Raw genomic sequence first — 8,568 nt, forward strand, 5'->3', positions numbered from 1 at the left:
GCTCACACGGTTTTCGGACTCGGATCGGGCGCCGGATCGAGGCGCGCGCGGGCCAGCCGCGTCATCGGGCGCTCGACGAAGGCGTGGACGAGGAGCGCTGCCGCGACGCTGGCCGCCAGCATCAGGGCGAGCGCGGCCCAGGGGTCGAGCAGGGCCGCGAGGTTCGCGCGCACCAAGACCTCGCGCAAGGCGCGCAGGGCGAAGGGGTGGACGAGGTACAGCGCGTAGGAGGCGTCGCCCAAAGCGGCGAGCGCCGACACGATCGACGATCGCCGCCCGCCTTCCGCCCGCGCATGGCCGAGCGCGGCGGCGGCGACCAGGCAGGCCGCCGGGATGCCGAGGGCGAGCGGGCGCCAGAATCCGTCGAGGTCTGCGCTTCCTTGCGCGGCGCGCCAGAGCAGGCCGAGCCCGAGGAGCGCGAGCGCCGCCCGCGCCGGCTCCCTCAGCCTCAGCCCCTCGTCACGGGTCAGCGCGATCAGGGCACCGAGGGCGAATTCCAGCATCACCGGGTTCGACCAGAAGGCGAGCGGCACCGAAGCGGGCCGCAGCCATGCCCCCGCCAGAACGATTCCTGCGAGCGCCGCCACGAGCCACGCCACACGCGGCCGTCGGCCCCAGCCGAGCCCGACCGCGAAGAGTGCGTAGAAAGCCATCTCGCAGTTCAGCGTCCAGCCGAGGCCGTAGACCGGCTGCACCGCGCCGTCCGCCCGCGCAGCCGGCCAGAACAGGAACGCGGCGACGACCGATCCGGCGTCGAGCGGGCCGCCGGCGCCGCTGAGGGCGGCCGGCGCCGCCAGCCCGACCGCGAGGTAGAGGGCGGTGACCAGCCAGTAGAGCGGCACCACCCGCGCGATCCGGTGGGCGAGGAAGCGCCGCCGGCCGTGCGGCCCGGCGGCGTGGGGAGCGGCCGCGTGGACGATGATGAAGCCAGAGATCACGAAGAACACGTCGACGCCGCCGGCCCAGGGCAGCAGCACGCTCGGCGCGAAGGCCTGGCCGGTCCGCTGCGCCAGGGCGGCCGCCTCGGATTGCGCATGGTGCATCACCACGAGCAGGGCCGCCGCCGCGCGCAGGATCTGGATCGCGATGAGCTTCACGGGCGGCGGCCTCGCGGCGGACGGGACGGCGCAGGCATGGCCGCTGTCGCGAGGTCGATCAAGCGCGGCTTCGCGCGCCGCCGCCCCGGCAAGGTCAGCCAAGACCAGAGGAACCATGGGCGATCGTCATCGTTGGTCCAGTGAAGTGCTGCCGCCGTCCGCATCGGTTGATTCCGGTCCGGGCGATGCAACGATGACGGCTTGCACGCTCACCATTCGTGACCAGAGGTTTTCAATGCTGAAGAAGTACGCAGTCCTGTCCGCCCTCGCCGTCGCCGTCTCGACCCCCGCCATGGCCCAGGGCCTGAGCGATTTCCGCCTGCAGGCGCTCCAGGCGAACGCCTTCGAGATCCAGTCGAGCCAGATCGCGCTGTCCAAGTCGCGCAACCCGCAGATCCGCACCTATGCCCAGGAAGCGATCCGCGACCACCGCTCGGCCAACGTCGCCCTCGTCGGCGGTGACCGCAACTACGTCGCCGCGCAGGGCGGTGTCGTCGGCGGTCCGGTCGACGGCCTGATCGGCGCGCCGCTGGCGGTAGCCGGTGGTGCCGTCGGCGCCGCGACCGGCGCGGCCGCGGGCGTTGTCGGCGGCACGTTGAGCGGCGGCCCGGTGGGCGGGCTCGAGGGTCTCGGCTCGGGCGCCCAGCGCGGTGCGGCGGCGGGCAGCCGCCTCGGCGGCGTGGACGTCGACCAGACCGCCGGCACCACGGTGGTCCAGCCGAGCCCCGAGCAGCAGGCGATGCTGGCGGAGCTTTCCGCGACCCCGTCGGGCGCGCGCTTCGACCGGCTCTACGTGAGCCAGCAGGTCCAGGCGCACCGGATGACGATCGGCATGACCGAGGCCTACGCCTCGTCCGGCCCGAACCCGGCGCTCCGCACCTACGCGCAGCAGGCGCTGCCGGTGCTGCAGCACCATTACGGCATGGCCCAGCGCCTGCCGGGCGCCCGCGACGCGATGTAATCACAGCGCTTCCGCCCGGCGGCGACGCCGGGCGGGGCTGACGAAAAAGGGCGGCGGGCCATCGAGCCCGCCGCCCTTTTTCGTGTCCGAAACCCCTTGCGCGGGCGCTCCGGTGGACGCGCCCGCTCGATTATCCTCAGTTGCAGCTGATCAGCGCGGACGGGCGCAGCGGCTCGCCGTTCCGGTCCGCCGCCGGCTTGAAGTCGCCGGTCTCCGGATCGCGCACCAGCAGGTCGCCGGTGGCCACGCCGAAATGCGCGCCGTGGAGCTGCAGGCTACCGTCCTCGACCCGCTCCTTGATGAACGGGAAGGTCATCAGGTTCTCCAGGCTCTGGCTCACCATCCCGTGCTCCAGGCGGGTGAGGTATTCGGGCGCGCTCGAATCGCCCGCCTTGGCCTCGGCCGGCTCGACCAGCGAGACCCACTTGCCGATGAAGTTGCCCTTCGAGAGCGGCTTGGCCTTGTCGGCGTAGGCCTTGATGCCGCCGCAGCTGGCATGGCCGAGGACGACGATGTTCTTCACCTTGAGGCCTTGCACCGCGAACTCGATCGCCGCCGAGGTGCCGTGATAGTCGCCGCCGGTCTCGTAGATCGGCACGATCGCGGCGACGTTGCGGATCACGAACAGCTCGCCCGGCCCCACGTCGAAGATCGCCTCCGGTGCGACCCGGCTGTCACAGCAGCTGATCACCAGGGTTTCTGGCTCCTGGGCCGAGGCGAGTTCCTGGAAGCGCTTGCGCTCCGTCGGGAAGCGGCCGGACAGAAAGGAGCGGTAGCCGTCGGTCAGCGCGGTTGGGAACATGATGTCTCCTGACAAAAGGAAGATTCCGTCACGGAACGAACAGCCTGAGCACCCTGTTCCACGCTCAAGTTTGTCGCCAATTCAGGATGATCGGGGCCTCCGGAACGTGCCCGGCGACCAAGCGCGCGGCGAGTTCCCCGAGGCCGGCCGGCTCGATACGCGCCTCGGTTGAGAGCAGTTCGGAGACACTCCACCAGCGCGTGCCGTGAAGCGGGTTGTCCTCGGTTTCCATCAGGCGGCTGGTGTCGACGCGGTCGTCGGGGAGCCGCACCAGGAAGTAGCGCTCGCGCGCGTCGCGTGACTGGCGGAACAGGTGGAACGGGCCGTCGCAGGCCGCGACCTGCGGGCCGATCGGGCAGTCGGCGCGGCCGATCTCCTCCGACAGCTCGCGCCGGCAGGCCGTGACGTGGTCCTCGCCGGGCTCCAGCCCGCCGCCGGGCATGAACCAGAATCGCAGCGGCTTGCCGTCCGGCTCGATCGCGTGGACCGATTCGTACTCGATCAGCAGAAGCCGGTCGGCCGGATCGAACACCAGCGCGCGGGCGACGTGGCGGATTCCGAGGGGCTGTGCGCTAGTCTGTTCGCTCATGGTCCACGTCGTTAGCAGGATTCCGGCCGCGTGCCTCTTCGAGGGGGCGCCGGCATCCAGATCACCGCCGGCAGGCCGTGCCCGTCGTGCTCCGGCGGGTCGGGCAGGGGGCGCGCGCGTCCGAGGAGGATGTCGCGGGCGACGACGAGGCCGGCCATCGCGTCGAGGTGGTCGTCCGCCCCGACCCCGCGCGGCCGCGCGCCGTGGACCAGCGTCTCCGGCAAACCGGCGGCGACGAGGAGCGCCCGGCGGAGGTCCAGTCCGGCTTGGCGCTGCGGCCCCTTCTTGCCCGCACCGAGCGGCCGGTCGCCGTTGAGGCGGCGGAAGGCGATCTCGGGATGCACCTCGTGCAGGCGCGCCGTCAGCGCGGACCGCGAGTGGAGCAGGTCGTCCACCGCGCGGATGTAGCGGAAGATGTTGAAGCATTGGATCGAGGGCGCGAAGGGTGGCGCGCTGTTGGCCCGCGACAGGGCCTTGGCCGCCGTGTAGTCGTCGGCGAAGATCGCCGCCCGCGGCGGCACCGGGAAGACGCTCGACCGGTTGGCGCCGAGGTAGGCGCGCGCAGCCCGGTCGGCGGCGCGTCCCCCGGCCGTCGCGCGGTCGGGCAGGCCGATCGGCACGTCGATCCCGACCGAGACCGGCGCCTCCGGTCCGTCGAGGCAGGCGGCGACGGTCTCGAACAGGGCCGCCCGGTGGCGGCCTGGGTCGTCGAGGTCGAGCAGCACCCCCGCCCAGGCGCCGCGGCAGCCGTCGAGTCCCGCGATCCAGCGCGCCATGCCGGCCTCCTTGTCTCGCCGTCCGGGGAACGGTATCGGCGCGTTCGTCTGACCGACCGCCGTGCAAACGAAAAGGGCCGCCATGACCGAGCGTCGTCCGTGAGCGCCGGGCTCCCCGAGGTCGGCATCCGCGGGCTCGATCCGCGGCTGGCGGGCTGGGGCTTTCCCCGCTGGGGCTCGGCGCAGGCCGCCGGCCTCGACCTCCACGCCTGCCTCGACGCGCCCCTCGACCTCGCGCCGCAGGCCGCCCCGGTGCTGATCCCCGCGGGCTTCGCCGTGCTGATCCGCGATCCCGACTGGTGCGGACTCGTCGTTCCCCGGTCCGGCCTCGGCCATCGCGCCGGCCTGGTGCTCGGCAACGGCACCGGGGTGATCGACGCCGACTACGAGGGCCCGCTAATGGTTTCGGCCTGGAACCGCAACCCGACGGGCGACCCGATCCAGATCGCGCCGGGGGACCGCATCGCGCAACTGGTTTTTACGCGCGTCGCACGGCCGCGCTTGGTGGTCTTCGAGGCGGACGAGACGGCGTCCGGGCGGGGTGGTGGCGGGTTCGGATCGAGTGGGCGGTGATGGACATGCGCGCTTCCCTCCCCGCAAAGGGGGAGGAAAGAGGGGGCGGCCGGTCGCAAGCCCAGTTTGTAAGCCTATTCCGCCGCCGCCTTCACCGCGGCGCAGCCCTCTTCGGGAAGCCCAAAACGGCCGATCGTGTCCTGCAGGCGGAGGGCCGCGTTGATCAGCGCCATGTGCGAGAAGCCCTGGGGGGTGTTGCCGCGCTGCTCGCCGGTCTTCGGGTCGATCATCTCGGCGAACAGGCCGACGTCGTTGCCCCGTGCCAGCAGGCGCTCGAACGCGGCCTTGGCCTCGCCGGTGCGGCCGTCCAGCGCCAAGCATCCGACGCGCCAGAACGCGCAGGCCGTGAACGTGCCCTCGTCTCCGGCGAGCCCGTCGTCCATCCGATAGCGGTAGATCAGGTCGCCGACGCCGAGCTCGTCCTCGATCGCGGCGAGCGTCTTGCGCAGGCGCGGGTCGCTCGGGTCGATCGCCCCGAACAGGGCCGCGCGCAGCACCGCCGCGTCGAGGTGGTGCGAGCCGTAGGCGCCGGTGAAGGCCTGGCGCTCCTCGTTCCAGGCCTTCTCCAGGTAGTCGGCACGGATCTCGGCGGCGATCCGCTCCCAGGTCTCGATCTTCTCCGGCGCGACGCCCTCGATGTTGCGGCCGATCCGGGCGGCGTCGTTCAGCGCCACCCACAGCATCGCCTTGGTGTGGAGTTGCTGGCGCGGGCCGGTGCGCAGCTCCCAGATGCCGTCGTCGGCCGCGTCGCGGCAGGCGATGGCGCGGCGGGTGAGGTTGTCGAGCACCTCCGGCAGGCGATCGTTGACCTTCTCCGGCGGGTCGTAGTCGACCGCTTCGAGGAAGACGCACAGCGCCCGGATCAGCTCGCCGTAGATGTCGTGCTGGTCCTGGCCCTCGGCGGCGTTGCCGACGAGCGGCGGCCCGACGTCGCGCCAGCCCGAGAGGTGGTCGAGCTCCTCCTCCGGCGGCATCGCCTCGGCGATGCCGTAGAGCAGCTTCGTGTCGCGGCCGAAGCTCCCGTCCGCCTCGCGCAGGAAGCGCAGGAACTCGGAGGCCTCGCGGACGTAGCCGAGCATGACGAAGGCGGTGACCGTGAAGGTCGCGTCCCGCATCCAGGTGAAGCGGTAGTCGTAGTTGCGGTTGCCCGGCACCGCCTCGGGCAGGCCGGCCGTGGCGGCTGCGACGATGGCGCCGGTCGGCGAGTAGGTCAGCAGCTTGAGGCAGAGCGCCGAGCGCAGGACCGCGTCGCGATAGGGGCCGTGATAGGTGCAGCGGTCGCTCCAGCGCCGCCAGTAGTCGATGGTGGCCTCGGCGCGGCTCTCGGCGCCGGCGAAGTCGTCGATCGCGGCGCGCTCGCCGTCCTCGCCGTGGGTGAGCACGAGGTAGGCGGTCTCCCCCGCACCGAGGGCGAACCGGCTCTCGGCGATCGCGCCGTCGAGGCTCGGCTCCGGCGCGGCGTTGACGCGCAGCCGCTGCTTGCCGGCCTCGAACAGCACCGTGGCGCCGTCGGCGATTGGGATGCCGTCGCAGCGAGCGTAGTCGAAGGTCGGGCGCACGGTGAAGCGCCCGGCGACGTGGCCGTCGAGGCAGGTGAGCAGGCGGACGAGCCGGCTCTCGCCCTCGCCGTCGGGGCCCTCCTCGGGCTCGGGGGTCGGCGGGTTGACCGGCATCACGTCGACGAGCCGGGCGCTGCCGGTCTCGGTGACGAAGGTCGTCTCCAGCACGTTGGTCTCGGGCAGGTAGCGCCGCGAAGTCGAGCGCAGGCCCTCGAACGCGATGCGGCAGGAGCCGCCCTTGTCGTCGTCCAGCAGCGCGAGGAACAGGGCCGGGGAGTCGTGCCGCGGCCAGCACAGCCAGTCGACCGAGCCGTCGCGGGCGATCAGCGCGGTCGAGTGGGTGTCGCCGATGACGGCGTAGTCTTCGATGGGTTTATACAAGATGCGTTTCCCGGGGGCTCGACCCGTTCTAACGCGCCGCCCGCCCGGTTCGACCGCGCCCGACGAAATGTCACATAGGTTTATAATGCGGGCTCACGCCCCGGCGTGGAATTCCGCGACGTGCTCGGCGACGATCGCGTCGAACGAGGCGTCGGCGGTGAAGCCGAGCGCGTGCGCGCGGTCGGTGGCGAAGGCTTCGGGCCAGGTCTCGATGATGCGCGCGACCGCGTCGTCGGGCTCGCGGCGGATCAGGGCGACCGCCTTGTCGCCGCCGACCTTGCGCAAGGCCTCGATCTCCTCCGCCACGGTGGCCGACACGCCCGGCAGCGTCAGCGACCGGCGCAGGCCGAGGCGGCCGAAGTCGAGCCCGGCCGCGTGGAGCAGGAAGCCGGTGGCGGCTGAGGGGCTGGCGAACCAGTGCCGCACGGTGTCCGGCACCGGCAGGATCGCCGGCCGGCCGGCCAGCGGCTCGCGGATGATGCCGGAGAAGAAGCCGGACGCCGCCTTGTTCGGCTTGCCCGGGCGCACGCAGATCGTCGGAAGCCGTAAGGAGATGCCGTCGAGGAAGCCGCGGCGGGAATAGTCGGCGAGCAGCAATTCGCCCATCGCCTTCTGGGTGCCGTAGGAGGAGGCCGGCGTGACGATCCAGTCGTCGCCGATCACCGGCGGCAGCGGCGGCCCGAACACCGCGAGCGAGGAGGTGAACACCACCTTCGGCCGGTAGCCGTCCGCCGCATGCGCGCGGCGGATCGCGTCGAGCAGCAGGCGGGTGCCGTCGAGGTTGACCCGGTAGCCGAGCTCGAGGTTCGCCTCCGCCTCGCTCGAGACCACGGCTGCAAGGTGGAACACGATGCCCGGGCGCCCGGCGATCGCCGCGTCCGCCGCCCCCGGCGCGGTGAGGTCGGCGGCCTCGGTGCGGACGGTGCCGGCAAAACCCGCGGGCGCGTCGGGCTGGACCACGTCGATCAGGGTGAGCGCGTCGAGCGGGTGGTCGCCGACGGTGCCCGATGCGACCAGGGCCTTGGTGAGGCGGCGGCCGATCATGCCGGCGGCGCCGAGGATCAGGGCGTGCATGGGAAGCTCCTTGGGCGGTGGGCTGACGATGGGATTGGGTGCGCCGATCCTCCGGCCAGCCGTTTCACCACCGTCATTCCGGGGCGCCATGGGCGAGCCTGGAATCCAGAACCGCCGGCGGTGCCGGACCTTGCCGCCTCGGCGGCTCTGGGTTCCGGGCTCTGCTTCGCAGCCCTGGAACGACGGTGGTGAAACGGGCAGCCGGTAAGAGAACCCCGCTCACCGCATCAGGTCGAGGGCGCGCAGGAAGAAGTCGCGACCGCCGAAGTTGCCGGACTTCAGCGCCAGCAGCATCGGGTCGCCGCCGGCGGTGCGCAGAACCGGCACGCCGGCGGCGATCTCGGGCCCGAGCAGGAAGGCCTTCAGCCCGAGGTGGTCGACCACCGCCCCGGAGGTCTCGCCGCCGGCGACGACGAGGCGGCGGACGCCGCGGGCGACGAGGTCCGCGGCGAGCCGCGCCAGGGCCGCCTCGACGGCGTGGCCGACGGCGGCGACGCCGTGCTTTGCCTGCAACGCGCGCACGGCGTCCGGCGCGGCGCTGCTGGCTATCAGGACCGGGCCGTCGGCGAGGCGCGAGGCGGCCCAGGCGAGGGCCGCCTCGCGTTCGGCGGGGCCGGCCATGAGTTTTTCGATGTCGAGGTGCAGCACGGCCATGTGCGCGGCCGCGGCTTCGATCTGCGCCAGCGTCGCCTGCGAGCAGCTGCCGGCGAGGCACGCGGCGTGGCCGCCGACCGGCGCGCCCGCCATGGCGTCGGC

General features: G+C 72.5%; 9 protein-coding genes. 2 read left to right on the forward strand and 7 right to left on the reverse strand.

The genetic code is table 11. The features are described from left to right. Positions 1–2: 2 nt before the first annotated feature. Positions 3–1,097: an acyltransferase gene (locus FV226_RS18025; RefSeq protein WP_246691646.1), complete on the reverse strand. Its 1,095-nt coding sequence runs from the start codon at positions 1,095–1,097 to the stop codon at positions 3–5. 235 nt (positions 1,098–1,332) lie between these two features. On the opposite strand from FV226_RS18025, the gene FV226_RS18030 reads away from it, so the two are divergent. Continuing rightward, positions 1,333–2,058, forward strand: a complete 726-nt coding sequence (locus tag FV226_RS18030) for a DUF4142 domain-containing protein (RefSeq protein WP_147763967.1) — start codon at positions 1,333–1,335, stop codon at positions 2,056–2,058. 136 nt (positions 2,059–2,194) lie between these two features. Here FV226_RS18030 and FV226_RS18035 read toward each other — a convergent pair whose 3' ends face one another. The 3 genes from FV226_RS18035 to FV226_RS18045 all read right to left on the reverse strand — a co-directional run bounded on the left by FV226_RS18035 (position 2,195) and on the right by FV226_RS18045 (position 4,225). Further along, the gene (locus tag FV226_RS18035) at positions 2,195–2,860 is read right to left on the reverse strand and encodes a carbonic anhydrase (protein ID WP_147754358.1); all 666 of its coding nucleotides are present in this window, start codon (positions 2,858–2,860) and stop codon (positions 2,195–2,197) included. A gap of 64 nt (positions 2,861–2,924) precedes the next feature. Next, positions 2,925–3,449 carry an NUDIX domain-containing protein gene (locus tag FV226_RS18040; RefSeq protein WP_147763968.1) on the reverse strand — a complete coding sequence of 175 codons (525 nt, stop codon included), beginning with the start codon at positions 3,447–3,449 and terminating at the stop codon, positions 2,925–2,927. Between the two features lie 11 nt (positions 3,450–3,460). After that, entirely contained in the window at positions 3,461–4,225 is a 765-nt protein-coding gene (locus FV226_RS18045; RefSeq protein WP_147763969.1) for a DUF429 domain-containing protein, read from the reverse strand. 99 nt (positions 4,226–4,324) lie between these two features. Between FV226_RS18045 and dut the strand changes: the two genes are divergently transcribed. Further along, the gene (dut, locus tag FV226_RS18050) at positions 4,325–4,798 is read left to right on the forward strand and encodes a dUTP diphosphatase (RefSeq protein ID WP_147763970.1); all 474 of its coding nucleotides are present in this window, start codon (positions 4,325–4,327) and stop codon (positions 4,796–4,798) included. A 74-nt stretch (positions 4,799–4,872) separates the two neighbouring features. Here the strand turns inward: dut and FV226_RS18055 are convergent, their stop codons facing one another. The 3 genes from FV226_RS18055 to FV226_RS18065 form a co-directional block, all read right to left on the reverse strand. Next, positions 4,873–6,738, reverse strand: a complete 1,866-nt coding sequence (locus FV226_RS18055) for a glycoside hydrolase family 15 protein (RefSeq protein WP_147754354.1) — start codon at positions 6,736–6,738, stop codon at positions 4,873–4,875. Between the two features lie 93 nt (positions 6,739–6,831). Further along, a complete protein-coding gene (denD, locus tag FV226_RS18060; RefSeq protein ID WP_147763971.1) occupies positions 6,832–7,812 on the reverse strand; it encodes a D-erythronate dehydrogenase in 981 nt (326 codons plus the stop codon). A gap of 219 nt (positions 7,813–8,031) precedes the next feature. Continuing rightward, positions 8,032–8,568 (reverse strand): nucleotide-binding domain containing protein (locus tag FV226_RS18065; RefSeq protein ID WP_187278787.1); only part of this gene is annotated, 537 nt, incomplete at its 5' end.

Origin of the sequence: Methylobacterium sp. WL12 (assembly GCF_008039475.1) — a bacterium.
Taxonomy (GTDB): Bacteria; Pseudomonadota; Alphaproteobacteria; order Rhizobiales; family Beijerinckiaceae; genus Methylobacterium; species Methylobacterium cerastii.

What these genes read in the sequence shown, in the direction of transcription:
- FV226_RS18030 (WP_147763967.1), top strand. Translation starts at nt 1,333, where the DNA reads ATGCTGAAGAAGTACGCAGTCCTGTCCGCCCTCGCCGTCGCCGTCTCG.
- FV226_RS18035 (WP_147754358.1), bottom strand. Translation starts at nt 2,860, where the DNA reads ATGTTCCCAACCGCGCTGACCGACGGCTACCGCTCCTTTCTGTCCGGC.
- FV226_RS18040 (WP_147763968.1), bottom strand. Translation starts at nt 3,449, where the DNA reads ATGAGCGAACAGACTAGCGCACAGCCCCTCGGAATCCGCCACGTCGCC.
- FV226_RS18045 (WP_147763969.1), bottom strand. Translation starts at nt 4,225, where the DNA reads ATGGCGCGCTGGATCGCGGGACTCGACGGCTGCCGCGGCGCCTGGGCG.
- denD (WP_147763971.1), bottom strand. Translation starts at nt 7,812, where the DNA reads ATGCACGCCCTGATCCTCGGCGCCGCCGGCATGATCGGCCGCCGCCTC.